The 24866-nt window shown below is 73.3% G+C and carries 27 protein-coding genes and 2 pseudogenes; 14 read left to right on the top strand and 15 right to left on the bottom strand.

All coding sequences use genetic code 11. The annotated features are described in order from the left end of the window. The first annotated feature begins 57 nt into the window (after positions 1 to 57). The 4 genes from AB0G14_RS14410 (at position 58) to AB0G14_RS14395 (ending at position 3858) form a co-directional block, all read left to right on the top strand. Positions 58 to 1356 carry an ArsB/NhaD family transporter gene (locus AB0G14_RS14410; RefSeq protein ID WP_357697320.1) on the top strand — a complete coding sequence of 433 codons (1299 nt, stop codon included), beginning with the start codon at positions 58 to 60 and terminating at the stop codon, positions 1354 to 1356. A gap of 55 nt (positions 1357 to 1411) precedes the next feature. After that, positions 1412 to 2938, top strand: coding sequence for a potassium/proton antiporter (locus tag AB0G14_RS14405; RefSeq protein WP_357697318.1), 1527 nt, complete (start codon positions 1412 to 1414; stop codon positions 2936 to 2938). Then, positions 2938 to 3423, top strand: coding sequence for a TrkA C-terminal domain-containing protein (locus tag AB0G14_RS14400; protein ID WP_357697316.1), 486 nt, complete (start codon positions 2938 to 2940; stop codon positions 3421 to 3423). Before AB0G14_RS14405 ends, AB0G14_RS14400 begins: the two co-directional genes overlap by 1 nt. A gap of 63 nt (positions 3424 to 3486) precedes the next feature. Beyond that, on the top strand, positions 3487 to 3858 hold the full coding sequence (locus AB0G14_RS14395) for a VOC family protein (RefSeq protein WP_357697314.1): 372 nt from the start codon (positions 3487 to 3489) through the stop codon (positions 3856 to 3858). A gap of 111 nt (positions 3859 to 3969) precedes the next feature. On the opposite strand, the gene AB0G14_RS14390 is transcribed toward AB0G14_RS14395, so the two are convergent. Next, complete coding sequence (locus tag AB0G14_RS14390) at positions 3970 to 4968, bottom strand: tyrosine-type recombinase/integrase (protein ID WP_357697312.1); 999 nt, start codon at positions 4966 to 4968, stop codon at positions 3970 to 3972. A gap of 247 nt (positions 4969 to 5215) precedes the next feature. Here AB0G14_RS14390 and AB0G14_RS14385 point away from each other — a divergent pair, with 247 nt between their 5' ends. Then, positions 5216 to 6220 (top strand): WYL domain-containing protein, encoded by a 1005-nt coding sequence (locus AB0G14_RS14385; protein WP_357697310.1) that lies wholly within the window; start codon positions 5216 to 5218, stop codon positions 6218 to 6220. 50 nt (positions 6221 to 6270) lie between these two features. On the opposite strand, the gene AB0G14_RS14380 is transcribed toward AB0G14_RS14385, so the two are convergent. The 6 genes from AB0G14_RS14380 to AB0G14_RS14355 all read right to left on the bottom strand — a co-directional run bounded on the left by AB0G14_RS14380 (position 6271) and on the right by AB0G14_RS14355 (position 9142). Next, positions 6271 to 6702, bottom strand: a complete 432-nt coding sequence (locus AB0G14_RS14380; RefSeq protein ID WP_357697308.1) for an Hsp20/alpha crystallin family protein — start codon at positions 6700 to 6702, stop codon at positions 6271 to 6273. Between the two features lie 70 nt (positions 6703 to 6772). Beyond that, a complete protein-coding gene (locus AB0G14_RS14375; RefSeq protein ID WP_357697306.1) occupies positions 6773 to 7285 on the bottom strand; it encodes a GNAT family N-acetyltransferase in 513 nt (170 codons plus the stop codon). 73 nt (positions 7286 to 7358) lie between these two features. Beyond that, complete coding sequence (locus AB0G14_RS14370) at positions 7359 to 7505, bottom strand: DUF6069 family protein (RefSeq protein ID WP_357697304.1); 147 nt, start codon at positions 7503 to 7505, stop codon at positions 7359 to 7361. A 37-nt stretch (positions 7506 to 7542) separates the two neighbouring features. Further along, the gene (locus tag AB0G14_RS14365) at positions 7543 to 8016 is read right to left on the bottom strand and encodes a MarR family transcriptional regulator (RefSeq protein ID WP_357697302.1); all 474 of its coding nucleotides are present in this window, start codon (positions 8014 to 8016) and stop codon (positions 7543 to 7545) included. A gap of 53 nt (positions 8017 to 8069) precedes the next feature. Beyond that, entirely contained in the window at positions 8070 to 8588 is a 519-nt protein-coding gene (locus AB0G14_RS14360; RefSeq protein ID WP_357697300.1) for a DUF2087 domain-containing protein, read from the bottom strand. Between the two features lie 56 nt (positions 8589 to 8644). Next, positions 8645 to 9142 (bottom strand): MarR family transcriptional regulator, encoded by a 498-nt coding sequence (locus AB0G14_RS14355; RefSeq protein ID WP_357697298.1) that lies wholly within the window; start codon positions 9140 to 9142, stop codon positions 8645 to 8647. 68 nt (positions 9143 to 9210) lie between these two features. Between AB0G14_RS14355 and AB0G14_RS14350 the strand changes: the two genes are divergently transcribed. After that, positions 9211 to 10431: an MFS transporter gene (locus tag AB0G14_RS14350; RefSeq protein ID WP_357697296.1), complete on the top strand. Its 1221-nt coding sequence runs from the start codon at positions 9211 to 9213 to the stop codon at positions 10429 to 10431. 4 nt (positions 10432 to 10435) lie between these two features. On the opposite strand, the gene AB0G14_RS14345 is transcribed toward AB0G14_RS14350, so the two are convergent. From AB0G14_RS14345 to AB0G14_RS14335, 3 genes are read right to left on the bottom strand one after another with little or no spacing between them, the layout of a single operon-like run. Beyond that, complete coding sequence (locus AB0G14_RS14345) at positions 10436 to 10831, bottom strand: cupin domain-containing protein (RefSeq protein WP_357697294.1); 396 nt, start codon at positions 10829 to 10831, stop codon at positions 10436 to 10438. Positions 10832 to 10887: 56 nt separating this feature from the next. After that, complete coding sequence (locus tag AB0G14_RS14340; protein ID WP_350705532.1) at positions 10888 to 11520, bottom strand: response regulator transcription factor; 633 nt, start codon at positions 11518 to 11520, stop codon at positions 10888 to 10890. Next, positions 11517 to 12716, bottom strand: a complete 1200-nt coding sequence (locus AB0G14_RS14335; protein ID WP_357697292.1) for a sensor histidine kinase — start codon at positions 12714 to 12716, stop codon at positions 11517 to 11519. The genes AB0G14_RS14340 and AB0G14_RS14335 overlap by 4 nt, the downstream gene beginning before the upstream one ends. 179 nt (positions 12717 to 12895) lie before the next feature. Here AB0G14_RS14335 and AB0G14_RS14330 point away from each other — a divergent pair, with 179 nt between their 5' ends. The 6 genes from AB0G14_RS14330 (at position 12896) to AB0G14_RS14305 (ending at position 20497) form a co-directional block, all read left to right on the top strand. Beyond that, on the top strand, positions 12896 to 13966 hold the full coding sequence (locus tag AB0G14_RS14330) for an ABC transporter permease (RefSeq protein ID WP_357697290.1): 1071 nt from the start codon (positions 12896 to 12898) through the stop codon (positions 13964 to 13966). Continuing rightward, complete coding sequence (locus AB0G14_RS14325) at positions 13963 to 14643, top strand: ABC transporter ATP-binding protein (protein WP_357697288.1); 681 nt, start codon at positions 13963 to 13965, stop codon at positions 14641 to 14643. Before AB0G14_RS14330 ends, AB0G14_RS14325 begins: the two co-directional genes overlap by 4 nt. A gap of 85 nt (positions 14644 to 14728) precedes the next feature. Then, positions 14729 to 16282 (top strand): glycosyltransferase family 39 protein, encoded by a 1554-nt coding sequence (locus AB0G14_RS14320; RefSeq protein ID WP_357697286.1) that lies wholly within the window; start codon positions 14729 to 14731, stop codon positions 16280 to 16282. A 142-nt stretch (positions 16283 to 16424) separates the two neighbouring features. Then, entirely contained in the window at positions 16425 to 17885 is a 1461-nt protein-coding gene (locus AB0G14_RS14315; protein WP_357697284.1) for a hypothetical protein, read from the top strand. A 198-nt stretch (positions 17886 to 18083) separates the two neighbouring features. After that, on the top strand, positions 18084 to 18461 hold the full coding sequence (locus AB0G14_RS14310; protein ID WP_357697282.1) for an SCP2 sterol-binding domain-containing protein: 378 nt from the start codon (positions 18084 to 18086) through the stop codon (positions 18459 to 18461). Continuing rightward, positions 18458 to 20497, top strand: coding sequence for a glycogen debranching N-terminal domain-containing protein (locus tag AB0G14_RS14305; protein WP_357697280.1), 2040 nt, complete (start codon positions 18458 to 18460; stop codon positions 20495 to 20497). Before AB0G14_RS14310 ends, AB0G14_RS14305 begins: the two co-directional genes overlap by 4 nt. 70 nt (positions 20498 to 20567) lie before the next feature. Here the strand turns inward: AB0G14_RS14305 and AB0G14_RS14300 are convergent, their stop codons facing one another. Then, on the bottom strand, positions 20568 to 21347 hold the full coding sequence (locus AB0G14_RS14300) for a class I SAM-dependent methyltransferase (RefSeq protein WP_357697278.1): 780 nt from the start codon (positions 21345 to 21347) through the stop codon (positions 20568 to 20570). A 411-nt stretch (positions 21348 to 21758) separates the two neighbouring features. Here AB0G14_RS14300 and AB0G14_RS14295 point away from each other — a divergent pair. Then, positions 21759 to 22493, top strand: a pseudogene (locus tag AB0G14_RS14295) (class I SAM-dependent methyltransferase); the annotation flags it as partial. Positions 22494 to 22729: 236 nt separating this feature from the next. Here AB0G14_RS14295 and AB0G14_RS14290 read toward each other — a convergent pair. Together AB0G14_RS14290 and AB0G14_RS14285 are read right to left on the bottom strand one after the other, a co-directional pair. Beyond that, a complete protein-coding gene (locus AB0G14_RS14290; RefSeq protein ID WP_357697276.1) occupies positions 22730 to 23224 on the bottom strand; it encodes an endonuclease VII domain-containing protein in 495 nt (164 codons plus the stop codon). Positions 23225 to 23371: 147 nt separating this feature from the next. Next, the gene (locus tag AB0G14_RS14285; protein ID WP_357697274.1) at positions 23372 to 23503 is read right to left on the bottom strand and encodes a hypothetical protein; all 132 of its coding nucleotides are present in this window, start codon (positions 23501 to 23503) and stop codon (positions 23372 to 23374) included. Positions 23504 to 23619: 116 nt separating this feature from the next. Here AB0G14_RS14285 and AB0G14_RS14280 point away from each other — a divergent pair. Then, positions 23620 to 23928: pseudogene (locus tag AB0G14_RS14280) on the top strand (transposase); the annotation flags it as partial. 20 nt (positions 23929 to 23948) lie between these two features. Here the strand turns inward: AB0G14_RS14280 and AB0G14_RS14275 are convergent. Then, positions 23949 to 24104 carry a hypothetical protein gene (locus tag AB0G14_RS14275; RefSeq protein ID WP_357697272.1) on the bottom strand — a complete coding sequence of 52 codons (156 nt, stop codon included), beginning with the start codon at positions 24102 to 24104 and terminating at the stop codon, positions 23949 to 23951. Continuing rightward, a complete protein-coding gene (locus AB0G14_RS14270) occupies positions 24094 to 24450 on the bottom strand; it encodes a transposase (protein ID WP_357697270.1) in 357 nt (118 codons plus the stop codon). Before AB0G14_RS14270 ends, AB0G14_RS14275 begins: the two co-directional genes overlap by 11 nt. Positions 24451 to 24866 lie beyond the last annotated feature (416 nt).

Genomic DNA, 24866 nt, shown 5'->3' with positions numbered 1-24866 from the left:
CCTTGCCTGTGGGCACCGGCCCACCAGCACGGAGAACGGTCCGCCGGGCGGGCGCCCGTGAGCGTCTGGCCTGCCCTGGCCGCGACCGCCATCTTCGTGGTCGCGTTCGCGTTCATCGCCACAGAGAAGATCAACCGGGTCGCGGTGGTGCTGGGCGCCGCCGGCCTGATGGCCCTGCTCGGGCTCGTGCCCGGGTCGCACGTGTTCTACGAGCAGCACGCCGGCATCGACTGGGACGTCATCTTCCTGCTCCTCGGCATGATGATCATCGTCGGGGTGATCAAACAGACCGGGGTGTTCGAGTTCCTGGCGATCTGGGCGGCACAGCGCTCGCGGGGCCGCCCGTTCCGGCTGATGGTGCTGCTCATGGTGATCACCGCCGCCCTGTCGCCGTTCCTGGACAACGTCACCACCGTCATGCTGGTCGCCCCGGTCACCATCTCGGTGTGCCGCCGGCTGGGCGTCCCCGCCGCGCCGTACCTGATCGCCGAGGTGCTCGCCTCCAACATCGCCGGCGCCTCGACCCTGATCGGCGACCCGCCCAACATCATCATCGGTAGCCGGGCCGGGCTGAGCTTCAACGACTTCCTGGTGCACATGGCGCCGGTCACGCTGCTGATGTTCCTCGCGTTCCTGGTGCTGGCGCGGGTCATGTTCCGCCGCTCGTTCGTGCACCACCCCGAACGGTTCGAGGCCGTACGCGACATGGACGCCCGCGCCGCCATCACCGACCCGAGGATGCTGGTCCGCTGCCTGGTCGTGCTCGGCCTGGTGATGGCCGGGTTCATGCTGCACACGGTGATCCACGTCGACGTGGCCGTCGTCGCGCTGCTCGGCGCCGGGCTGATGGTCCTGGTGACCCGGGCGGACACGTCGGCCTACCTCGCCGAGGTCGAGTGGCCGACGCTGGTCTTCTTCACCGGGCTGTTCGTGATGGTCGCCGGCCTCACCGAGACCGGGGTGATCGGGTTGATCGGGGAATGGGCCAGCGGCGCCGTCGGCGACAACTTCTTCACGGCGGCGACCGGCCTGATCTTCGGTTCGGCGGTGCTCGGCGCGTTCTTCGACAACATCCCCTACACGGCGACCATGGCGCCGATCGTGGAGAACCTCGTCGCCGGCGCCCCGGATCCCGTCACCGGCGAGGCGCTGTGGTGGTCCTTCGCCCTCGGCGCCGACCTGGGCGGCAACGGCACGGCCGTGGCGGCCAGCGCCAACATCGTCGTGCTGGGCATCGCGGCCCGCGCCGGCGAGCCGATCAGTTTCTGGCAGTTCACCCGCTACGGCATCGTCACGACGGTGCTGACCACGGTGATCGCCTGGGGTTACGTGTGGCTGCGCTACTTCGCCGCGTAGCCGGGCGCGGGGGCGGGCACGACGGCGCGTCCGCCCCCGGCACGAGGGGGTCGACGTGAACCTCGGCGAGCTGTACGTGACGCTGGCCGTCGGCACCGGCGTGGTCCTGGCCAGCGTCGGCGCGGCCCGGCTGGCCACCCGGCTGGGCATGCCGGTCCTGCTGGCGTACCTCGGCGTCGGCCTGCTGCTGGGCCAGGACGTCGCCGGCTTCCCCTTCGACGACGCGGCCCTGGCGCAGGCCCTGGGCCTGGCGGCGCTGGCGGTCATCCTGGTGGAGGGCGGCCTCACCACCAGGTTCAGCGACGTACGCGGCGTGCTGGCGCCCGCGTCGGTGCTGGCCACCGTCGGCGTGTTCGTCAGCGTCGCGGTCACCGCGGGGGCGGCGTACCTGCTGCTGGACGTCGACTGGCAGATGGCGCTGCTGCTGGGGGCGATCGTGTCGTCCACCGACGCGGCGGCGGTGTTCTCCGTCCTGCGGTCGGTGCCGCTGCCCCGACGACTGACAAGCCTGGTGGAGGCCGAATCGGGGCTCAACGACGCCCCGACGCTGATCCTGGTGCTCACCTTCAGCGCCGCCACCCTCGACACCGTCGCCCCACTGTCTCTGATCGGCACGATGGCCTACCAGTTGGTCGCCGGCGGCGCGATCGGCGTGGTGACCGGGGCGGCCGGCGTGTGGCTGCTGCGGCGGCTGACCCTGCCGACCTCCGGCCTGTACCCCATCGCGACGGTCGCCTGCGGAGTGCTGGCGTTCGCGGTCGCCGGCCTGACCCAGACCAGCGGGTTCCTCGCCGCCTACCTGGCGGGGCTGGTGCTCGGCAACTCCGGCCTGGCACACCGGCGAGCCACCCACTCGGTCGCCGAGGGGCTGGGCTGGATCGCCCAGATCGGCCTGTTCGTGATGCTCGGCCTGCTGGCCACGCCCAGCGAGCTGCCCGCCGCGATCGTCCCCGCGATCGTGGTCGGCACGGCCCTGCTGCTGCTCGCCCGGCCCGCGTCCGTGCTGGTCTCGCTGGCCGCGTTCCGCATCCCGCTGCGCGAACAGGCCTTCCTGTCGTGGGCCGGGCTACGCGGCGCCGTGCCGATCGTGCTGGCCACCATCCCGGTCGTCGCGGGGGCTCCGGGCAGCGAGCAGGTCTTCAACATCGTCTTCGTGCTCGTCGTGGTGTTCACGGTCATCCAGGCGCCCACCCTGCCCTGGCTGGCGCGCCGGCTCCGCCTCGCGTCGCGCGACGTCGGGCCCGACCTGCAGATCGAACTGGCGCCGCTGGACGCCATGGACGCCGACCTCATCCACGTCACCGTCGAGGCCGGCTCCCGCCTGCACGGCGTCTACCTGCCCGAGCTGCGGCTGCCACCGCCCGCCGCGACCACCCTCGTCGTCCGCGGCGACGACACCTTCGTGCCCGACCACCACACCCGGCTACGCGTCGGGGACCAGCTCGTCGTGCTCACCACCCCACCCGTACGAGACGCCGCCGAACGGCGCCTGCGGGCCGTCGCGCGCGCCGGGCGGCTGGCCACGTGGTTCGGCGAGACCGGCCAGGCGCACACCGCACCATCCCAGGACAGGAGGCAATGATGCAGATCGAACGTGTCCCGCTGCCCGGCATCGGCGTCGGCTACACCGTGCACACCAGCGAGGGGCAGCTGCTCGGGGTCATCTGCCACCGCGGCGGGCGGCGCGACCTCGTCCTGTACGCGCCCGGCGATCCGGACACCGTCGAGCGGTCGCTGTCGCTCAGCCCCGCGGAGGCGCAGGAGGTGGCCGAGCTGCTGCACCCGGTCGCCACCGTCGACCACGTCACGCACCTGGAGCGGCACCCCGAGGCGATCAGCGTCGCCGAGCTGCCGGTCACGGCCGCGTCGCCCTACGACGGCCGGCCCCTGGCCGACGCCGTCGCGCGTACCGGCGGCGTGACCGTCATCGCCGTGCTCCGCGCGGGCCGCACGATCACGGCACCCGGGGACGGGCACGTCCTCGCCCACGGCGACGTCCTGGTCGCGGCCGGCACCCAGGAGGGCATCGGCGCGCTGAGCCGCCTGCTCGCCCTCGCGGACCCGTAGACCGCCGCGAGGTGGGCGCGTACCTGACAGTGGATGTCAGGTACGCGCGGCAGACTGCCGGGCATGACAGTCACCGCCGATCTGGCCATGGTCAACCTGGACAGCCCCGACCCCGTCGCCCACGCCGCGTTCTGGCAGCGCGTCCTCGGTGGGGAGATCACCCACAGCCAGCCGGAGTATGCGATGGTCACCGCCGGGGGCGTGGCCGTGGGCTTCGGCCTGGTCGAGGGGTACCGGCCGCCGTCCTGGCCGGACGAGGACGCCGGCAAGCGCTACCACCTCGACCTGTACGTCGACGACCTCGCGCGGGCCGAGAAGGAGTTCGTCGCCGCCGGCGCCACGAAGCCGGACTTCCAGCCCGGCGGCGACCGCTGGATGGTGCTGACCGACCCGGCCGGGCAGCCGTTCTGCATCTGCCCCCGCCCGCAGGGCTGACCCGCCGCCGGCGGCGGCCACCCGCAGGGCGGCTCACGGCAGGCGCCCCGGGGGTGCCGCGCGCGAAGGAAACGCCGCGCGCGGCACCCCCGGGGCGCGCGGACGTCGGTGTCAGCCGCGGCGGCGGGCCCGGGCCGCCCAGATGGCGTACGCGGGGTCGCGGTCGAGGTTGTGCCGGTCCCGGTCGTAGCGGCGGGTGGTGCGCGGGTCGGCGTGGCCCATCGCGTCCTGCACGTCCTCCAGCGGGACGCCCTCGGCCCGGGCGGTGGTGGCGAAGGCGTGCCGCAGCGAGTGCGGCGACAGCTTCGCCCAGGCCGCAATGCCGGCCTCCCGGGCCAGCCGGCGTACCAGCCGGAACACGGCGTGCCGGTCCAGCCGGGCCCCGGTCGCGGTGGCCAGCAGCGGGCCGGTCAGCTCGTGCACCGCCACGCCCTGGGCGGCGGCCCGCTGGGCCAGGTACGCGTCGACCGCGTACGCGGTGCCGGGGGTCAGGGCGCGGCGGCGGGACTTGCCGCCCTTGCCGACGAACCGGACGCTGCGGTGGCCCCGCTCGGCGCCCAGATCGGTCAGGTCGAGCGAGACCAGCTCCCCGACGCGCAGCCCGAGGTCGGCCAGCAGCGCGATCGCGGCACGGTTGCGGGCGGCCGTCGGCCCCGTGTCGGCCTCGGCGGCGGCGAGTAGCGCGTCCACCTCCTCGGGGCTGAGCCCCACCGTGGCGGAGTGGTCTCGGTCGATGCGGGGTCGGTCGGCGCCGGCGACCGGGTTGGCGTCCACGGCCCGCAGCTTGACCAGGAAGTCGTACCAGCTCGACAGGGCCGAGAGCCGGCGGGCGACCGTGGCCGGGGTGAGCGGCTTGCCGCTGCGCGCGGCCAGCGTCGCCTCCAACCCCCGGGCGTACTCGTTGACGTGCAGGAAGTTCGCGTGCAGCGGGTCCAGCTCGCGGGCGGCGCACCAGGCGAGCCACCCGGCGACGTCCCGCCGGTACGCGTCGCGGGTGTGCTCGGACAGCCGCCGGTTGCGCAGCCACGCCTCGGTGAAGTCGGTGGGCCCGACGGGCAGGGCCGGCGGGGGCGACTGGCGGGGCCACGCCGGGGCGTTCGGGGACAGCATGTGAAAAAGGTTCCCAGCTCCGGCTGGCAAACGGGAGGAGGCGCGCCCTACGCGATCGGCCCCGCCGCCGACGCCTCCACGACCCGCCGGTCGGCCATCCGCCAGCGCCGGTGGAAACCGACCGCCTCGGCGAACCAGGCGTCGTGGCTGGCCATCGCGAGAGTGCCCCCGGAACTGCCGCGGCGCCTCCGCTACGACGTCGAGGCGTCGAGGAAGGTCGCCCGCCCGGGGGCGGTACGGTCGGGCGGTGCGCGCGAGTCGGCTGGTCTCCCTGCTGCTGCTCCTGCAGACCCGGGGCCGGATGACCGCCTCGGAGCTGGCCGGGGCCCTGGAGGTGTCGGTGCGCACCGTCTACCGGGACGTGGAGTCGCTCGGCGCCGCCGGGGTGCCGGTCTACGCCGATCGCGGCCCCGCCGGCGGCTACCGGCTGGTCGACGGCTACCGCACCCGCCTCACCGGCTTGACCGCCGGCGAGGCGGAGGCGCTGTCCCTGGCCGGCATGCCCGGCCCCGCCGCCGAACTGGGCCTCGGGTCGGTGCTCGCTGCCGCCGAGCTGAAGCTGCGCGCCGCCCTGCCGGCGGAGCTGGCCGACCGGGGCGGCCGGATCCGGCAGCGTTTCCACCTCGACGCCCCCACCTGGTTCCGGGAGCCCGAACCCACGCCGCACCTGGCCGAGCTGGCCCGGGCGGTGTGGGAGGACCGGCGCGTCGAGGTGCGCTACCGACGGTGGAAGGCCCCGCGGGAGGTGACCCGGACGCTGGCCCCGCTGGGCGTGGTGCTCAAGGCCGGCCGCTGGTACCTGGTGGCCGACGCCGACGGGCAGGTGCGCACCTACCGGGTCGCGGCGGTCCTGGCGCTGACCGTCCTCGACGAACGGTTCGACCGCCCGGACGGCTTCGACCTGGCCCGCTGTTGGCAGGAGCACGCCGACCGGTACGAGCGCGGCGTGTACCGGGACGAGGCCCGGGTGCGGATGACGACGGCCGCGCTGGAGCTGACGGCGCACGTCCTGCCGCCGGCGATGAGCCGGGCGGCGCGGGCGGCGGCCTCCGAGCCGGACCCGGCCGGCTGGGTGCACACGACGGTGCCGATCGAGTCGGTGAAGCACGGCCACGTGGAGCTGCTCAAGCTCGGCGCGCAGGTGGAGGTGCTCGCGCCGGCCGAGCTGCGCGACCGGCTCACCGCCACCGCGCACGCCCTGGCCGCGCTCTATCCGCTCGCGGCGTGCCGCCCGGCCTGTCCCGGGAGGTGACCGGGGGCGGGACGGCCGCGCCGGTTGTCCCGCCCGCCCCCGGCGGATGCTCAGGCGTTGATCTGCTTGCGGCCGTTGCCGTCGGCCGTGGCGGTGATGGTGACGCGGCGGGGCTTGGCTCGCTCCGCCACCGGGATCCGCAGGGTCAGCACGCCGTTGTCGTAGCCGGCCTCGAGCCTGTCGGTGTCGAGGGTGTCGCCGAGGAACAGCCGCCGGGTGAAGGTGCCCATCGGGCGTTCGGCGGCGACGAGCTCGACGCTGTCGCCGGTGGGCCGGCGCCGCTCCGCCCGGACGGTCAGCACGTTGCGCTCCACGGTGCAGTCGATGCTGTCCGGGTCGACGCCGGGCAGGTCGAACGCCGCGTAGAACCAGTCACCGTCGCGGTAGGCGTCCAACGGCATGACCGCGGGGCGCGCGGCGGTGCCGAAGAACTGCTCGGTGAGCCGGTCGATCTCACGGAACGGGTCGGTGCGCATCAACATGGTCCTGCCTCCTCGGTTCTCCTGGCCGAAGGTCCTAAGTTGAGTCCTAGTGACTCAACTTGCCACTTCTCTATTTAGCGCGTGGCGCGGCCGGCGTCAACTGGAGGACCTTCTCGAACCAGTGCTCGGCGTAGACGCCGTCGTTGTACGCCGGGATCTCCCGGTAGCCGTGCCGGGCGTACAGGGCTCGGGCCTCGACGAGGTCGCTGCGGGTGTCCAGCCGGATCCGGGCGACGCCGGCGGCGCGGGCCCGCTCCTCCACGGCGGCGAGCAGGAGCGCGCCGCCGCCGCGACCGCGGTGCGCGGGACGCACGTACACCCGGGTCAGCTCCGCCCAGTCCGGCCGGAACCGCAGCCCGGCGCAGGCGGCCGGGCGTCCGTCACGGTGGGCGACGAGGAGGAACCCGGTGGGGGCGGTCAGGTCGTGGCTCGGGTCGTCGGCCATCGCCGCCGCGACCTCGCCCGGGCGGACCGGCCGGCCGTGGTAGCGGCGGACCATCTCCTCGTAGTACGCCTCGAGCAGGACCGCCGCTTCCGGGTGGTCGGGACGGGTCGGGGCCACGGTCCAGTCTGTCGTCGTCACCCGTCGATCATCACGGGCCCGGCAAGGGAATATCCGCGTGGCGGCGGAGCCCCGCCACGGCGGACGGGGCAGGTCAGGCGCGGCGGGCCGGCAGCAGCGGGATCAGCACCGCGGCCACCGCCAGGCGCATCGCACCCAGGGCGACCTTGGCGCCGGCGGTGGCCTCGGTGGCGAAGACCGGGGCGAGGGAGAGCAGGGCCAGCACCACCGCGAGGACCACCCGGATAGCAGATCGTCTTGGCGGGACCATCGCGGAACTAGCATCCGTCGTGCCCGCCCGGGCCGCAGGCCCCGGTGCCGCTGAGCCGTCCGCCGACCAGGCTCGCGATCGACCGCAGGAAGACCGCGCGATCGGCCGCGGGCAGCGCGGCCAGCACGTCGTCCTGGATCCGGGCGGCGATCCGCTGCGCCTGGTCGAGGACCCTCTCGCCCTCCTCGGTGACCTCGACGAGGCGGGCCCGCCGGTCGCTGGGCGACGGGCCCCGCCGCGCCAGCCCGGCCGTCTCCAACTGGTCGAGGGTGACGACCATCGTGGTCTTGTCGATCCCGCACAACTCGCCGAGCTGGCGCTGCGTCAGCCCACCCGCCCGGGCCTTGAGCAGCACGCAGTGCGCCCGGGGCGAGATGCCGAGTTCGGCCAGGCCCGCGGCATGCTCCGCCATCAACGCGTGACCGGCCCAGGAGAGCATGAACATGAGGTCGGGTGTGCCGCCCGGCGCACACGAGGTCATGTGCCGAGGCTAACAAGGCTGGTCCGGGGACGGACGGTTCGCGGCGCGGACGATCAGCCGCCGATGCGCCAGTAGACGCCCTGCTCCCGAGCCAGCAACTGCTCGTCGACCAGGTACCGCCGCAGCGTCACGTGGTCGGAACCCCCGCCCTCGCACCACCGGCGCAGCACCTCGTCCACCGCCCGCTCCGGATAGCGCACCCCCGGCTCGAAGGACGTCGCGACGTGCGCCAGCAGCACCCGCCGCCGGCCCCGCTGCGCCGGCAACCCGACCAGGACGCCGTCGCGCAGGAACGTGCGCAGCACCCGGTCCGCGGGCTCCCCTGCCGGCCGGGGCTCCGCCGGCGTGCGGGCGGCCTCCCGCAGCCGGTCGGCGTCCACCCGCAGCTCACCGTCGCCGTCAGCCACCAGGCCCGCGTCGACGAGCCGCCGGACCGCGGTGACCACCTGCCGGGCGGGCAGCCCGGTGCGTTCGGCCACCGCCGGGGCGTCGGCGCCGCCCAGCACGATCGCCGCGAAGACCCGCCGTCGTACGTCGTCGGCGAGCGCTCCCGCCAGAGCCTGCGCTGTCATGCCGGTCACCCTGCCAGCCGGTATACGCCCGCCGCCACGGCATTTCCGCCCGGCGGTCAGTCGCCCGGGGCCTCGGCGCGCAGCACGACCCGGCGCAGCAGGTCGGACAGCAGTCGTCGCTCGTCCGGGGCGAGGGCGGCCAGCAGCCGGTGCTCCTCGGCGCCGCCGACGTCCATGGCCCCCCGCCAGGCGGCCCGGCCCGCCTCGGTCAACTCCACGTCGACCCGCCGCCGGTCGGTGGTGGACGGGATCCGGTGCACGAAGCCGCGCCGGACCAGCGTGTCGACGCGGGCGGTGACGGAGGCGGGAGCCATCGCCATGTCACGGGCCAGGTCCGACGGCGCGGCCCGGCCCCCTCGGCCGGCCAGGGCGTGCAGGGTGTCGTACTCGTGGCCCTGCAGGTCCAGGTCGACGAGGGTCCGCTCCTTGACCTCGCGCAGGTGCCGGGTGAGGAACTGCATCCGCGTCACCGCGCCTTCGACGTCGGGGTCGAGGGTCGGCAGGATCGGCAGCCAGCGCTCGACGTGGCGGTCGACGCGGTCGCGGTCGGTCATGAGCCCACCCTATGTCGCCACCAAAATATTCGTTGTCGAAAGGTTCGGCGTCGAAGTACCTTGGTCCGGTGACTCATCCCCTCCGCGTACGCCCGTTCCGGCTGCTCTTCCTCGGCCGCACCGTCTCCGCCGTCGGCGACGCCGTCGTGCCCGCCGCCCTGGCCCTGGCCGTGCTCCGCGCGACCGGCTCGACCGGTGCCCTCGCCCTCGTGCTGGCCTGCGCGATGGTGCCCCGCCTGCTCCTGCTGCCCCTCGGCGGCGTGCTCGCCGACCGGCTCGACGCCCGCCGCGTCGCGATCCTCGCCGACCTCGTACGCTGCCTCGCGCAACTCGTCGTCGGCCTCGAACTCCTCGGCCAGGCGTCGCTCGGGGTGATCGCGGTGGCCGCCGCCGTCGGCGGCGCCGCCGGCGCGTTCGCCCTGCCCACCGCCTCGCCCCTGGTCGCCGGCACCGTCGACGCGACGCAACGGCAACAGGCCAACGCGCTGATGGGCGTCACCGCCAACGCCAGCCGCCTCGCCGGGCCCGCCCTCGCGGGCGCGCTGATCTGGGCCGCCGGCCCCGGCTGGGCGTTCGTCCTCGACGCCGCGACGTTCGCGCTCAGCGCGCTGCTGCTCGCGGTCGTCCGGGTCCGCCACGTCCCGATGCCGAAACGAAGCGTCCTCGCCGACCTGACCCACGGCTGGCGGGAGGTCCGCAGCCGCGACTGGTTCTGGACCAGCCTGCTCGGCCACGGCGTCTGGAACGGCGCCGCCGCCGTCCTGACGACCCTCGGCCCGGCGGTCGCCGTGGGACGCCTCGGCGGCGAGGGCGTCTGGGTGCTGATGCTCCAGGCCGGCGCGGTGGGCATGCTCGTCGGCTCGCTGCTCGCCGCCCGGATCCGCCCCCGCCGCCCGGTGCTGGTGGCCAACCTCGGCCTCGCCAGCTACGCCGCGCCGCTGGCCCTGCTCGCCGTCGCCGCCCCCGCCCCGCTGGTCGTCGTCGCCTACGGCGTCGCGCTGACCGCCCTCGGCTACCTCAACCCCGTGTGGGAGACCGTCGTGCAGGGGCAGTTCCCGCCCCACGTCCTCGCCCGCGTCACCTCGTACGACTGGCTGGTCTCCCTCGGCGCGATGCCGCTGGGTTACGCCCTCGCGCCGATCGCGGCGCGGGCCTGGGGCGAGGGCATGCCGCTGCTCACTGCGGGCGTGCTGGTCCTCGTCGCCTGCGCCGGCACCGCCGTCGTGCCCGGCGTACGACGACTCACCACGGCGCCGCGCGACGGCGCCCTCGCGACCGCCGCGCGGTGAACGGTCACAGCGGGTGACCCGTCGTGGCGTCCACGTGGTCGGGGACCGGGTCGTGCCGGTCCCCGACGCTGGAGGTGCCCGACGGCTCGAACATCAGGATCGACGCGCCACCCGGCGACGACGGGCGGTGCTCCACCCCGCGCGGCACCACGTGCACCGCGCCCCGGGGCAGCACCACCTCCCGCTCGGCGCCACCGTCGCCGTCGCGCAGGGCGATGCGCAGCTCGCCCTGCAGCACCAGGAAGAACTCGTCGGTGTCGTCGTGCGCGTGCCAGACGTGCTCGCCGGCGACCTTCGCGATCCGCACGTCGTAGTCGTTGACCCGGGTGACGACGCGCGGGCTCCACAGCTCGGTGAAGCTGGCGAGCGCGCTCGCCAGCCCGATCGGCTCGTTTCTCACCCGGTCATCCTCGCGGCGCGCGGCGACTCCTGTCAGCCCCCGACGTCGCCCGCCGGTCAGCGGCGGATCAACCCGCGGGCCCGGGCGGCGGCGACGGCGGCGGTGCGGGAGTCGACCCCGAGCTTGCCGTAGACGTGGACCAGGTGCGTCTTGACGGTGGCGTGGCTGACGTGCAGCCGCCGGCTGATCTGCTGGTTGGACAGCCCGTCGGCGACGAGCTGGAGGACCTCGGTCTCGCGTCGGCTCAGCGCGGTGCCCGGGGCGCGCATCCGGTCCATCAGCCGGTGGGCGACCGCCGGGGCGAGAGCCGACCTGCCGGCCGCGGCGGCGCGCACCGCCGCGGCGAGTTCCTCGGGCGGGGCGTCCTTGAGCAGGTACCCCGACGCGCCGGCCTCGACCGCGGCGAGGATGTCGGCGTCCGTGTCGTACGTGGTCAGCACCAGCACGACCGGGCCGCCCGCGCGCGCGGTGATGGCGGCGGTGGCCTCGGCGCCGTGCATGCCCGCACCGAACTGCAGGTCCATCAGCACCACGTCCACCCGGTCCCGTTCGGCGAGCGCGACGGCCTGCTCGGCGGTGGCGGCCTCGGCGACCACCTCGAGGTCGGGTTCGGTGGCGAGGACGGCGCGCAGGCCGGCCCGGACGACCGGGTGGTCGTCGGCCAGCAGCAGCCGGATCGGATCGCTCATGCGCCCGCCGGTGCCCCGGCGTACGGGCGGGCGAAGGCGACGGTCAGCGCGGTGCCCCGGCCGGGCGTCGACTCCACGGTCAGCGTGCCACCCAGCTCCTCGGCCCGCGCCCGCATCGCCGCCAGCCCGAACCCGCCGTCCCCGCGACCGGCGACGGCGCCGGGGTCGAAGCCGCTGCCGTCGTCGACCACGGCCAGGACGACGCCGTCCTCCTGGTACCGCAGCGTCACCTCGACGCGGGTGGCCCCGGCGTGGCGCACGGCGTTGGCCAACGCGGACTGGGCGATGCGCAGCAGCGCCACCTCGTGCGGGGTCGGCAGACGCACCGCCGTCCCGTCGAGGTCACAGTCCACCGCCAGCCCCGACCGGGCGGCGGTCGTGGCGCACAGCCGCCGCAGCGCCGCCGGCAGCGAGCCGCCGTCGAGACCGGGCGGCGCCAGGGCACGCACGAACCGTCGGGCCTCCACCAGGTTGTCCTGCGCCGTCCGGCGGGCCTGCTCGACGTGGTCGCCGGCGACGTCGAGCCGCTCCGGCAGGGCCCGCTGGGCGGCGCGCAGCAGCAGTTGGATGCTGGACAGCCCCTGCGCGAGGGTGTCGTGGATCTCGCGGGCCAGGCGTTCGCGTTCGGCCAGGACGCCGGCGGCGTGCTCGGCGGCGGCCAGTTCGCTGCGAGTGGCGGTCAGCTGCTCGATCAACCGCCGGCGGTGTTCGCTCTCCCGGTACAACGCCTGGTAGCCCAGCACCGTGCCGACGGAGACGGCGGCGCCGAGGACCGGCCCGAGCACCACGCCCGGCGTGACGCCCCCCTGGTGGGCGACCACGCCACCCACCGCCGCCACCGTCGTCGCCGCCACCGCGACGAGCCCCCACCGGACCGGCAGCAGGTGCAGGTGCAGCAGGAACAGGGGGAACGCGAGCCACACCCCGTCCGGGGTCAGGCCGAGCAGCACCAGCCACCCGACGGTCAGCGCCGCCAGCCACGCCGCCGCCGCGCGACGGGACCGGCGGACCGGCGGCAACGCGGCACCGACGGCGTAGCCGACGGCCAGCGCCGCCGACGCCGCGAGCACGGCGGAGCGGTCCGGCGCCTGCCCCGCCAGGGCACGTCCGGCGACCAGCACGAGCAGACCCCCGACCAGCAGGTGCAGGCAGACGCGCAGCACGCGCAGCGGCCGGGTGAGCGATTCCGGGTTCACGATGACTCCAGGCTAGGGCGTGCACGGCCGACGCCATCAACCAAAGGGTTGATCCTGACGTGCGTACTTCGACGCCACGGGCCCGATCCGCGGCGCGATGCCGACCCGCGTGGACCGGGCGAGGGTTGGTGCCGGGCCGCCGCCGCGGCCCCGCCCACCAACGGAAGGTTGCTGCCCTCGTGTTCGTCGCGTGGAGAGATCTGCGGTTCGCCAAGGGCCGGTTCGCCCTGATGGGAACGGTCGTGACGCTGATGACGCTGCTGGTCGTCCTGCTGTCCGGCCTGACCGCCGGGCTGGGCCGGGACAGCACCTCGGCCATCACCGACCTGCCCGCCGACCACCTGGTGTTCTCCGCTCCGGCCGACGGGCAGAAGCTCTCCTTCACCGAGTCGACCGTCACCCGGGAGCAGTGGCTGCGCTGGCGGGCCGTCCCGGGGGTGCGCAGCGCCGCCCCACTCGGCATCACGACCACCAGGGTCAGCGCCGGCGACCGCACCGCCGCGCTGTCCGCGTTCGGCGTCACGTCCGACTCGCACCTGGCCCCCGGCACCGTCGCCGCCGGGCAGGCCGTGCTGTCCCAGGGTGCGGCCGAGGCCCTGGACGCCCGGCCGGGCCAGGACGTGGTCGTCGGCGGTCGGCGACTGACCGTCGCCGCGGTGGCCGGCGACGCCTCCCACAGCCACACCCCGGTCATCTGGACCGACCTGGCCGACTGGCAGCACCTGGCCCCCGGCGCCGCCGCCGACTCCGCCACCGTCATCGCGCTGACCACCGCCCCCGACGCCAACCTGGCCGACGCCGACCGACAGCTGGACACCCGCACCGTGACCCGTACGGCAGCGCTGTCCGCGATCGGCTCGCACACCGCCGAGAACGGCTCGCTCCAGCTCATGCGCGGCATGCTGTTCGCGATCTCCGCCCTGGTCATCGGCGCGTTCTTCACCGTGTGGACCATCCAGCGCGGCCCCGACATCGCCGTGCTGAAGGCGCTCGGCGCCACCACCGGCCACCTGCTGCGCGACGCCCTCGGGCAGGCCCTGGCGCTGTTGCTCGCCGGCACGGCCGTCGGCACCGGGCTCGCCGTCGCGATCGGCGCCGCGGCGGCCGGCGCCGTGCCGTTCGCGCTCACCGCCGGATCCGTCCTGCTGCCGGCCGCCGTGACGATCGCGCTCGGCGCGGCCGGCGCCGCCCTCTCCGTCCGCCGCATCACCTCCGTCGACCCGCTGACCGCCCTGGGGAGTGCCCGATGAGCCTCGACCTGTCCGACGTCACGCTGACCTACCCCGACGGGGACACCCGGCTGACCGCGCTCGACCGGGTCAGCCTGAGCGTGCCGGCCGGCACCACCACCGCCGTCATCGGCCCGTCCGGATCCGGCAAGTCCAGCCTGCTGGCGGTGGCCGCCACCCTGATCACCCCCGACTCGGGCCGGGTCGTCATCGCCGGCACCGACGCCACCGGCCTCAGCCGGCGGCAGACCACCGCCCTGCGACGCGCGAAGGTCGGAATCGTCTTCCAGCAGCCCAACCTCATCGCCTCGCTGACCGCCGCCGAACAGTTGCAGGTGATCGCCCACCTCAGCGGCGGCTCCCGCCGCGCCGGGCGCGACCGCGCCGCCCGGTTGCTGGCCGCGGTAGGGCTGACCGGGCAGGCCGACCGCCGCCCGCACCAGCTCTCCGGCGGGCAACGCCAGCGGGTCAACATCGCCCGCGCCCTGATGAACGACCCGGCGGTGCTGCTCGTCGACGAGCCCACCAGCGCGCTCGACCACGAGCGCGGCGCGGCGATCATCGATCTGCTCACCGAACTCACCCGGCAGCGCGGCACCGCCACCGTCCTGGTCACCCACGACCGGGGGCACCTCGACCGCGTCGACGAGGTCGCCGAGATGGTCGACGGCCGACTGCGCGTCCCGACGCGGACCTGACCCGCCCGGGAGGCCGGCGCGGACGCCCGCAGGATCCACGCCGACGGGGCAGCGCGGGCCGGCCCTGCGGGGCCATGATGTGCGGATGGTCGATCCCGTCGCTGACGTCGCCGCCCGGGCACCCCGCCGCGCGACGCCCGCGGACGGCCGTCCCACCCCACGTGGGCCTCGGGCCACCGGCCCCTGGGCGGTCGCGGCGGCCACGACGGCAGTGCTCCTGCTGCTCTCCGGCCGCTACGGCTACCACCGCGACGAGCTGTACTTCCTGCTCTGCGGCCGGCATCTCGACTGGGGCTACGTCGACCAGGGCCCCCTGGTCCCGGCGCTGGCCCGGCTGATGGACACGATCGCCCCGGGCAGCCTGGTGGCGCTGCGCACCCCGTCGGCGGTGATCGGCGGCGCGGCGGTCCTGCTGGTCGCCGCGATCGCCCGTGAGTTCGGCGCCGGGCGAGGCGCGCAGACCTACGCCGCGTTTCTCGCCGCGACCGCCGGCATCGTCCTCGCCGGCGGTCACCTGCTCAGCACCACCAGCGTCGACCTGCTGGTCTGGTTGGCCGCCGCGCTGGGCACGGTGCGGCTGCTGCGCACCGGCGACAGCCGTTGGGCTCTTGGCGTCGGGCTCGCGCTCGGCGTCGGCATGCTCAACAAGCTGCTGCCGGCCCTGCTCGCCGTGGGCCTGCTGGCCGGGCTCCTGATCGCCGGGCCGCGGCCGCTCCTGCGCGACCGGTGGGTGCTCGCTGCCGCCGCCGTCTTCCTGCTGCTCGCCGCGCCGACCGTGACGTGGCAGGCGGCACACGACTTCCCGCAGCTGTCGGTGGCCGCCTCGATCGCCGGCGGCGACAGCTCCTACAGTGGCCGGCTCGACGCGCTCGTCCTCCAGGTCGTCATCATCAGCCCCCTCACGGTGCCGATCTGGGTCGCCGGGCTGGTGACGCTGCTGCGCCGGCCGGCCTGGCGGGCTTATCGGGCCGTCGGGTGGGCCTGGCTGGTGGTGGTCGCCATCGTGCTGCTCGCCGGCGGCAAGGGCTACTACGACGCCCCGCTGCTGCTGGTGCTCACCGCCGCCGGGGCGGTCGTCACCGCCGGCTGGGCCGCCCGAGGTCGCGTGCTGCCGCGCCGGGCCCTGCTGACCGGGGGCGCCGTGCTGACCGCCGGCAGCAGCGCGGTGCTGCTGCTGCCGGTCCTGCCCGCCGACCGACTGCCCGGCTTCGTCGTCGCCGCCAACTACGACGCCGGCGAGACCATCGGCTGGCCCGCGTTCGCCGACTCGCTCGCCACCGTCCACCGTGGCCTGCCCGCCGAGCAGCGACAGCGGGCCGTCATCCTCACCGCCAACTACGGCGAGGCCGGTGCCGTGGCCCGCTACGGCCCGGCGCGCGGCCTGCCGCCCGCCTACTCCGGCCACAACAGCATGGCCGCCTTCGGCCGCCCCCCGGAAACCGCGGACGTGGTGCTCGCGGTCGGGTTCGCACGGCCGGACCGGCTGCGCAGTTGGTTCGCCGAGGTTACCCTCGCCGGCCGGGTGGACCAGCGGGTCGAGGTCGACAACGACGAGAACGGCGGGCCGATCTGGGTCTGCCGCGGCCTGCGGCGTCCGTGGGCCGCGATCTGGGACACCGAGGTACGCCACCGCGGCTGATCGGCGACCGGGGGCCCGCTCTGGCGACTCACGGCTCGTACGCCCGCGTCGGGCCCGCCCTGCGCCACGCAACCGGGTACGGCAGAGTGGCACCCGACGACCGAGGACGGGCCCCGACGGGCCGGGCGGAAGGATGGTGGCCGTGGAGGGTCCGACCGGGGTGGTGTTCCCCAAGACCGACGCGGGGCGCAGCACCTCCGCGCTCGGGCGGGCCGTCGTCGCCGACGCGCTGCGTGCCGTCGACCCGGTCGGCGCGCGTTCGGCCGAACACGAGACGAACTGGCGGCACGGATACCTCGGGCACTTCCGGCGGCTCGTCGAGGCCGGACTGCTCTCCCGCGACGCCGCGGTCACCATCGCCCGGGACGGGCTCGCCGCGCTGCACCGCCGGATGACCGTGGTCCGCGCCGACGGCACCGAGATCGGCCTCGGCGAGGTGTTCACCACCGCCACCGACGTCGCACCGCTGCACACCGCGACGGTCGCCGGCACCGGTGAGGTCGAGCGCGAGCTGTCCCTGCCGTACCGGGGCCAGCGGCTGCGCGGCGACGACCTGCGCCGCCGGCTCGACGCCTGGGTCACCGCCGGCGTCGTCGAGCCGTCCTGTGCCGAGGCCGTACGCGCCGTCATGGCGAACCCCGCCTGGCTCGACCTGCGCGACCAGCGCATCGTGGTGCTCGGCGCGGGCGCCGAGATGGGCCCGCTGCCGTCCGTGCTGCGCTGGGGCGGCGACGTGGTCGCCGTCGACCTGCCGCGGCCGGAGATCTGGCGGCGACTGCTGCACACGACGCGCCGCGGCGGCGGCCGGCTCCACCTGCCCGTGCCCGCCGGCACCGGCCCCGACGACGAGGCGCTGGCCGCCCGCGCCGGCGCCGACCTGCTGCACAACCTCCCGCAGGTGGCCGACTGGCTGCTCGGCATCGACGGCCGGCTCGTGCTCGGCAACTACGTCTACGCCGACGGCGCGACCAACGTCCGGGTCGCCACGGCCGTCGACGCGCTCACGCTGCGGCTGCAGGACCGCCGCGACGACGTGGCGCTCGCCTTCCTGGCCACCCCCACCGACGTCTTCGCCGTCCCCGGCGACGCGGTACGCCACGCCGAACGGGGCTACGCGGCGCGCGGGATCGTCCGCCGGTCGCTGCGGGTCGCCTCCGGGGGCAGGCTCCTGCATCGCAACTACCCGCCGGGCGTCGACCCCGGCGTCAACGACAGTCTGGTCCCCCAGCAGGGGCCCAACTACGCGCTGGCGAAGCGGCTGCAACGGTGGCGGGCAACGGTGGCCCGCGACGCCGGGTCCACCGTGTCGTTCGCGGTGGCGCCGCCCACCCGCACCCGCTCGGTGCTGCGCAACCGGGCGCTGGCTGCCGCGTACGCGGGCGCGCACCGGTTCGGCATCGAGGTGTTCGAGCCGGCCACCAGCAACACGCTGATGGCCGCGCTGCTGGTGCACGCCCTGCGCACCGGCGGGCCGCCGCTGCCGCACCCGTGGCAGGACGAGGCGTACGCCGCGGCGCACGGCGGCCTGTGGCGGGTGCCGTACGCCCCGCGAAGCGCCCTGGGCCTCGCCGTCCTGCTGGGCTTCGGGGGCGCGCGCGCCTGACCGCTTCCCGCGGCGGCCCACCGCTCCTGGAACCCGGGCGCGACGTCGCCTGGCTCACCCGGATCGGATGCAACCTGGGCTGCGGCCGCGAGTGGCGCGGAGAAATCACCCGATCCGGGTGATGCGGCCATGCCTCGCTGCCGGTCAGGGTGGGTACGCGGCTCATCCTGGCTCGGCACCCATTCGAGGGAGGCGGACGTGTCGAACCCCACCACGAGCTTCTTCCAGGCGCTCGCCCGTCGCGGCCACGAAACCCTCGTCGAGGAGGCCACCGCGACCATGCGGTTCGATCTCACGCACGAGCAGGGCGTCGACCGCTGGTTCGTGGCAATCGAACGGGGCGATGTCCGCGTTTCTCGGGACGAGGGCAAGGCCGACTGTGTCTTCCACGGCAGCCGGGCGACCTTCGACCGGATCATCGGTGGCCAGTCACAGATGTACCCTGCGTGGTTGCGCAACGAGATCAGAACGGAGGGTGACGTCCGGCTGTTCCGCCTCTTCGGCCGGCTCCTACCGGCGCCGCCCGGAGCCCGTCACCCCCGGGATCTCGGCCGTGAGCGGAGACGTGTGGCATGAGCGACGGCCTCGTCCGGCTGCTGGACGGCAACACGTTCGTGGTCAGCGAGGAGACGGGCGACATCGACGCGACCCCCACCATCCCGACCGGTTTCTTCTCGTTCGACACGCGATTCCTGTCGAAATGGATCCTGTCCATCAACGACGAGCGCGTCAACGCGCTCACCGTCGAGGAGGTCGAATTCTTCGAGAGCCGAATGGTCGTCGTCCCGGCCCTGCCCAATCCGCTCGTCGACGTCGGTGTTTCGGCCGTTCGCGACCGCTCCATCGGTGGAAGCTTCACCGAACGGCTGACGGTGATCAACCATGAACCCAAGCCCGTCGACCTACGGATCCGGATCGACGTCGAGAGCGACTTCGCCGACCTTTTCGAGATCAAGGACGTGCGGAACAAGTCCGGGACGTACTACACGCGGATCGATGCCGGGTGCCTACGCCTCGGCTACCAGCGGGAGGAGTTCTGCCGGGAAACCCTGGTCTCGTCCACTGTGCCGGCCCGAGTCGACGAGCAGGGGCTGACGTACCACGTTCGGCTCGGACCGCACGGTCAGTGGATCACCAACCTGCACGTGCAGGCGCTGGGCCTGGGCGGGCGCGACCTCCGGGAGAGCCTGGAGGGCAGACCCGGTCGGGCCCGAGCGGAGATACGACAGGACCTGGCCGACTGGCTCGCGGAGGCACCCCGCCTCACCTGCGACTCCCCCACGTTGGCGATGACCTACCGGCGCAGCCTGGCTGACCTCTCCGCGCTGCGTTTCGCGCCGCTGGCCGCCGGCGCACATGCCATCCCCGCCGCCGGCCTGCCGTGGTTCATGGCGATCTTCGGCCGGGACAGCATCCTCACCAGCATCCAGGCGCTGCCGTTCGCGCCCGACCTCGCCGCCACGACGCTACACATGCTTGCCCTGAGGCAGGGTGTTGCCCTGCACGACTTCCGGGAGGAGGAGCCGGGGAAGATTCTCCACGAGATGCGGTACGGGGAGACGACCGCGTTCGAGGAGCAGCCGCATGCGCCCTACTTCGGTAGCGCCGACGCGACACCTCTCTACGTCATCCTGCTCGACGAGTACGAGCGGTGGACCGGCGACTCCGCCACGGTTCGGCATCTCGAGCGTTCCGCGAGGGCCGCCCTGAACTGGATCGACGAGTACGGCGACATCATGGGCGACGGCTACGTCTGGTACCAGCGCCGCAACGAGCGCAACGGGCTGGAGAACCAGTGCTGGAAGGACTCCTGGGACTCGATCTCGTTCCGGGACGGCCGGCTGCCCAGCCTGCCCCGGGCGACGTGTGAACTGCAGGGCTACGCCTACGACGCCAAGATCCGCGGCGCGCGGCTGGCCCGCGAGTTCTGGCACGACCCCGCGTACGCCGACCGCCTCGAACAACAGGCAGCCGAACTCAAGCAACGCTTCAACCGCGACTTCTGGGTCTCCGACGGCGAGTACTACGCCCTCGCCCTCGACGGCGACGGCCGCCAGGTCGACGCCCTCTCCTCCAACATCGGCCACCTCCTGTGGAGCGGCATCGTCGACGAATCCCGAGCACCGAAGATCGCCGAACACCTGCTCGGACCCCGCCTGTTCTCCGGCTGGGGCGTACGCACCCTCGCCACCGGCGAGGGACGTTACAACCCGATCGGCTACCACGTCGGCACCGTCTGGCCGTTCGACAACTCCTTCATCGCCTGGGGGCTACGCCGCTACGGATTCCACCAGGAGGCCGGGCACATCGCCGAGGGAATCATCGACGCCGCGGAACACTTCGACGGACGACTGCCCGAGGCGTTCGGCGGCTACGAGCGGACGCTGACCAGATATCCCGTGCTGTACCCCACGGCGTGCAGCCCACAGGCATGGTCCACCGGCACCCCCCTGCTCCTGCTGCGAACCATGCTCGGCATGGAGCCACGCGGCGAGCACCTCGTGACCAGACCGGCCGTGCCCCCGAGCATGGGCCGGATCGAACTGCTCCACATCCCCGGACGGTGGGGCAGAGCCGGAGCCCTCGGACGCGCCCACCCGAAGCGACCCTGACCGCGGCAGGGCGCCCGCCGGGCCGACGCCGACGACAACGCCGTGCCGGTCAACACCCACTACGCCGGGCTCACTCGACGCGCCGTCCGACACGCAGGACGCTCAGGTAACGGCGTGCAGCTCGGTCGCCCATCCGCGTGCGGACGCGCTCGGCGATGGCGTCGAGCAGAGGCTCACGGACGTCGCGATCGAGCCTGCGGTACGGCGACGTCGAGCGAAGGAGATCGGCGAAGCCGTCCCCGTCGAACCACTGAACGGTCGGGTACCAGCGCACGATCGTCGGGCCGAACAGGCCGCCGGAATCGTCGACCAGTCCCCAGCCCTCGTCGGTGGTGCGCACGTCGTCCTCCAACGGCGGATGGCCCCAGTCGGGGTTCCCGGGGGAGATCTGCTCGTGCAGATCGGCGGTCTCGGCGTACACCTCCGGCTCCCCAGGCCGGCGGACGACGACGTGGCCGAGCAGCGCCATCCAGCCCCCGGGACAGAGCACGTCGTGCGCTCGCCGCCAGCCGATCGACGGATCGACCCAGTGCCACGCCGAGGCAGCCACGAGGACGTCGAAACGTCGACCGCGATCGGCCCACTCCTCGAACGTCGACGTCTCGACTCTCACGTTGGAGAAGGTGGCGACCCGTTGGCGAGCGAGTGCCGCCATTCCCGCGCCCGGCTCGATGGCGGTCACCGAGCATCCGAGCGCTGCCAGCGAACGCGTTGCCTGACCGGTACCGCAACCCACCTCAAGCACCGACGACCATTCGTCCGTGCCCGTGACGGCGACGAGGTCCGCGAACAGCTCGTCGGGGTATCCCGGCCGGACCCGGTCGTAGAGCTCCGGCACCTCGTTGAACACCCGACCCAGGTCACGTCGGCTCGGCCCCGCCATCGCACCACCCTGTCGAGACTGTCGTGCCGATCCTGGGCAAGGATACGGAGGGGCGCACCGGGTGGTCGGCAACGCACGCCCAACTCGCGCAAGGTCATTCCTGACGCCAGTCTCCGCACCGACAGTCCGAGCCGCGCCGGCCGGCCGCAATCCGCCAGATCGTCCGCCAAGTCATCCATCGGCAGCTCAGATTTCAGGTGTAGGTTCCCGTTGCACATGTCGCCTTCTCATGGAAATGTCACCCGAGATGTCGCTTGCGCCATTTCCGTGAGACGCGATTCGGCGTGGCGTCCATCGATCTCGATCCAGGGCAGCGAGGCCATCCCACACGCGGCGTGGGATGGTGACAGCCAGGGAGGCAGCGACATGTCCAGCGGGCAGTTGTACGACACCATCGGAGCCACTTACACCGTGACGCGGCGCACCGAGCCGCGGATCGCCGCAAGGATCTGGGCCGCGCTCGGCGACGCACGGACGGTACTGAATGTCGGGGCCGGCACCGGCTCCTACGAGCCCCGCGACCGCGACGTCACCGCAGTGGAACCGTCGGCGCTCATGCGGGCGCAGCGCCCCGCAGACGCAGCGCCGTGCGTGGCTGCCGCCGCGGAGAGCCTCCCGTTCGAGGACCAGTCCTTCGACGCCGCGATGGCTGTTTCCACCGTGCACCACTGGCCGGACCCGATCGCCGGGCTGCGCGAGATGCGGCGCGTGGCCCGCCGCGTGGTGGTGTTCACGCACGACGCCAGTGACACCGGATGGCGCCGCCGGTTCTGGCTCACCCGCGACTACCTGCCCGAGGTCGCAGACCTTCTCGCCGGCCGACCCTCGCTGACCGAGCAGGCCCGCGCGATCGGAGCCCGCATGGAGCCGGTGCTCATTCCGTGGGACTGCGCCGACGGCCTCTTCGAGGCCTACTGGCGCCGGCCCGAGGCATACCTGGACGATCAAGTACGCCGCGGTGTGTCGGTATGGGCCAGAGTCGGCCCGGAGGCCGAGCAGCGGGCAGTGCGCAGCCTCCGTGCGGACCTTGTCTCGGGCCGGTGGGCCGAACGCAACCGCGACCTCGTCGCTCTCGACGCGGCAGAGCTCGGCCTTCGCCTGCTCGTAACCTGAACCCCGCCGCGGACTGGCGGTCGGCTGGGTTTCCAGTCATGGGCGGGCTGCGCACTGCAATGGCTGTACGGCGGTCTGCGTGCACCCGCGTCTGACGGTCCTCGCGCCGAGTCGGCGGTCCGGTGCTACCCCTTGTCGATGCGCGGGCCCAGCCGCGGATGCGGCCGGGGGTGATGTCGGGCCGGGGGCGACGGCGATCTCGGCCGCCGTCACCCAGCGCGTACCGTCCCGCCAGATCACGCTTCCATCGCAGGGCTCGATTCCGGCATGAGCTGCGCGTCCCGTGCGAGGAGGTAGCGGGCAGCCGCCATGAGCGCCTCGGGCGAGTCCTGGAACGCGCCGAGGCCAGCGTTGCACTCGGCGCAGAGCAGGCCGCGCACCCGCCGGGAGTTGTGGCAATGGTCCACGACGAGGCGGAACGGCTCGGAGTTCGGCGTCCCGTCAAGTCGTGGCCGGCCTCGGGACCTGACCCTCAGTTCGCTCTCGTGTTTGCCGCAGATGGCGCACCGGTAGTCCTGGGCCTCGCGCCGCGCGTCGTACTCCTGCGGCCTGATCCGGTAGAAGGACCAGAGGTTGTCGGCTCGGACCTTGTCCGGATTGGCCCTGCGGTTCCTGTGGTTGTTGGCGCGGGCGTACTCGCGGCACGGGGCGCACGAGAGCAGCTCGCGTCCGGCCTTCATGAAGCTGTCGAGCGGTCGCGTCTTCTCGCATCGGCTGCACACTTTGGACACGTCACAACGATATCGCATTTTGTTGTTACCCAAGAACAGTCATTATGATGTGCGTCCGGTTTGCCGGCCTTGTCCACACCAGTTAGCGGAATGTCATTACCGGTAATCCGATAATCGATGTGGGCGGCTCTAGCCGTGTCTCCTGGATCATGGCTTGGGGTGGTCCGGTTTCGCCCGTAGCCAGATGAGGATGTCGGCGATCTGCACGGTGGTCCGGTAGCGGCAGGCGAGCTTGTCGTACCTGGTGGCCACGGCGCGGAACTGCTTGCGCCGGTTCATCAGCCGTTCGATGGTGTTGCGCTGCCGGTAGCAGTGCGGGCGGAACGTGGGCGGGCGGCCACCGCGTGACCCTTTGCGGGCCCGGTTGGCTTTCTGGTCGTCCTTTTCTGGAATGTCGCTGGACCTGGCTCGTGTTGGCCGCCTACACCCAGCTGCGTCTCGTCCGAGGCGCCGTCGCCGACCTGCGCCAGCCCTGGGAACGCCCAACATCGCCCGAGCGACTCACGCCCGCCCGCGTCCGGCGAGGGTTTCGGCACCTGCGCAGCAAAGCCGGCGCCCTGCCAGCCAGTATCCCAAAACCCGGCAAACCCGGCGCAGGACGACCGCCAGGCTCCCGCAACCGCCGGCCCGCACCCCACCACGACGTGGGGAAGACCGCCAAACGCGCCCTGAGCATCACCGCTCACAAGCAACAGAAAGGTTAAAGATCAAGCTCACTCCTCGGCTATTCGAACTGGTCTACCGGTTGCGGCATCCGGTCGGCGTCGATCGCGCGTTGCAGCTCGGTGCAGACCAGGTCCGCGATCTGCTCCCGGGCCTCCGGGAAGTGTCGCCACGCGAGGTCTCCCACCGGCCCGAAAGCCCAGGGCTCAGTCGACATCCGCCATCTCCAGGTAAGGCTGTATCCGACAGGGAAAGAACCTCCGGCCGTCACCGGTAGAGGCGATCCGGCAGCCCACATCGTCGAGGCAAGCGGCCTCGATCTTGCGCGTCGAGCGCACGCCTTTGCAGTAGCAGTACAGCACCAAGCCCAGCAACACCTGCGGCGGATACGCCGCCGCGCCTTGGCCATCAGCACGATAGCCCCGCAGGAACCCGGACAGGTCGAGCTCACCGACGACCTTCAGGACCTGCCAGCACAGATGCTGCGGCGGCAGCCACCCACGCACGTCATGCCTAATCGGCGCCGAGTCGTCCGGGCTGCAGGAGATGAAGTTGTATCCCACGGCACGACATGATCATCCACTGTAGGCGATAGACAGCAAGAACTCTTGACAGCCGAAGATCGAAAGCTGTGCGACAGGCTCCCGGCAATCCCGCCTGCGCACCGAAACCCTCCCGGCCAGGACCCGGCCGACCACCCGGACTGCCCAACCACCACCCGGCAGCCCGCCACGACGTCCACATCGTCACCAGCACAAAGACGAAAGGCGGCACGAAGAAAACGAAGAACTCGAATAACCCGAGGCCACGCCGCACGGGTTAAAAATCAAGCTAGTGCTCCAGCCAGGGATTGTGATCACGGCTCGGTGCGGGCTTGTCGGGCGGTGACTGGTCAGGTGCTCGTCGGCGGGTCGGCTTGACCTGGGGCGTTCGGGTTGGATCATGGTTGGGTGTGCGGAACGCCGTCGATCGTGGAGCT

Source organism: Micromonospora sp. NPDC023814 (assembly GCF_040639595.1).
In the GTDB taxonomy this organism is placed as follows: domain Bacteria; phylum Actinomycetota; class Actinomycetes; order Mycobacteriales; family Micromonosporaceae; genus Micromonospora.
This window is presented reverse-complemented; position numbering and strand designations above follow the sequence as displayed.